General features: G+C 69.7%; 1 protein-coding gene. It reads left to right on the top strand.

Annotated elements, in window-relative coordinates; genetic code table 11:
• The first annotated feature begins 9 nt into the window (after positions 1 to 9).
• Positions 10 to 1,620: an ISL3 family transposase gene (locus LQ326_RS47065; protein WP_434056970.1), complete on the top strand. Its 1,611-nt coding sequence runs from the start codon at positions 10 to 12 to the stop codon at positions 1,618 to 1,620.
• Positions 1,621 to 1,705: the final 85 nt, after the last annotated feature.

Raw genomic sequence — 1,705 nt, forward strand, 5'->3', positions numbered from 1 at the left:
TGAACGTCCGTGGGTGATGTGTTCCTCCAGGACCTGTGGTTCCACCAGGTCGAAGGCGTAGTGATCGAAAACGCGGTGATCGACGGTGAGTGGGTCGTCGTGCGGGCCCGCGCATCGGCAGGGCGGGCCGCGTGTCCCGCCTGCGGGACGATGTCGGGCCGGGTGCACAGCCGCTACGTACGCCGCCTCGCCGACACGGCAGTCGCCGGGCGTCCCGTGGTGATCGAGTTACAGGTCCGGCGGTTCCGCTGCCGTGACCGCGCCTGCCGGCAGGCCACGTTCGTCGAGCAGGTCGACGGACTCACCGTCCGGCACGGGCGGCGAAGCACCGGGCTGCAGACGGTGCTGCAACACGTAGCGGTGATGCTGGCCGGCCGGGCCGGCGCCCGCCTGGCGGACACGCTCGCGGTCCGGGCGAGCCGGTCGACGCTCCTGCGGCTGATACGCCGTCTGCCGGAGCCCGAAGCGCACACGCCGCGGGTCCTCGGGGTGGACGACTTCGCCCTGCGCAAGGGACACAACTACGGCACGATCCTGGTGGACATCGACACGCGCCGTCCCATCGATCTGCTGCCCGACCGGACCACAGCGACGGTGGCCGCCTGGCTCGCCGACCACCCCGGCGTCGAGGTGATCTGCCGTGACCGGTCCACCGCATACGCCGAGGCCGGACGACTCGGCGCCCCGGACGCGGTCCACGTCGCGGATCGGTGGCACATCTGGAAGAACCTGGCCGAGGCCGTCGAAAAGACGGTCATCCAGCACCGCGCCCAACTGCGCGAGCCGGAGAACACCGCCCCGGTCCACGCCGCCGAACCCCCGGAGAGCCTGGATCCTGCACCGTCCTTTCCGGGTGAACCACGACAGTCGGGCCGTCTGTCCGACCGGGTGCGCGAGCAGCACGCGGCCGTCCACACCCTGCTGGATGAAGGGCTCGGGCTGCGGCCGATCGCCCGTCGGCTGGGCCTGGCCCGCAACACCGTCCGCCGCCTCGCCAATGCGGCCACCGCGGACCAGCTCCTGGTCGGACGGTGGACCGGCCGGACCAGCATCCTCGACCCCTACAAGCCCTATCTGCATCAGCGGTGGGCGGAAGGCTGCACCGTCGCCCGCCGTCTGTTCGAGGAAGTCCGCGAGCGCGGCTATCCCGGTGGCGAGAGCGTGGTGAAAAGGTACGTCCAACGGCTCCGCGAAGCTTTCCCACACGACGATCCGCCTCGCAAGCACCCGTCCGTGCGGGACGTGACCAGCTGGATCACCCGCCGTCCCGACCACCTCGACGACGACCAGGCCCAGCGGCTCAAGCAGATCCTCGCCCGCTGCCCGGCCCTTGAGCGAACTGCCGAACACGTCCGTGCCTTTGCCGAGTTGATGAACGACCGCCGGGGCCAGGACCTCGGTCAGTGGATGGAGCGCGTACAGGATGACGATCTGCCCGCCCTGCACGGCTTCGTCAACGGCCTCGGCCAGGACCTCGACGCCGTCGCCGCCGGGCTCAGCCTCCGCTACAACTCCGGCGCCGTCGAGGGCCACAACAACAAAATCAAGATGATCAAGCGGCAGATGTTCGGCCGCGCCAACTTCGACCTGCTCCGCAAGCGGGTCCTCCTCGCAGCGTGAGGACGTTCATGATCGCGGTTGTGGTGACCCTCCGTGGCCCCGGCACTGAAAGTGATCCAGAACCACGGTTCACGGAACGGCGACA

The sequence above is a fragment of the Streptomyces shenzhenensis genome (assembly GCF_021462265.1).
Classification (GTDB): domain Bacteria; phylum Actinomycetota; class Actinomycetes; order Streptomycetales; family Streptomycetaceae; genus Streptomyces; species Streptomyces shenzhenensis.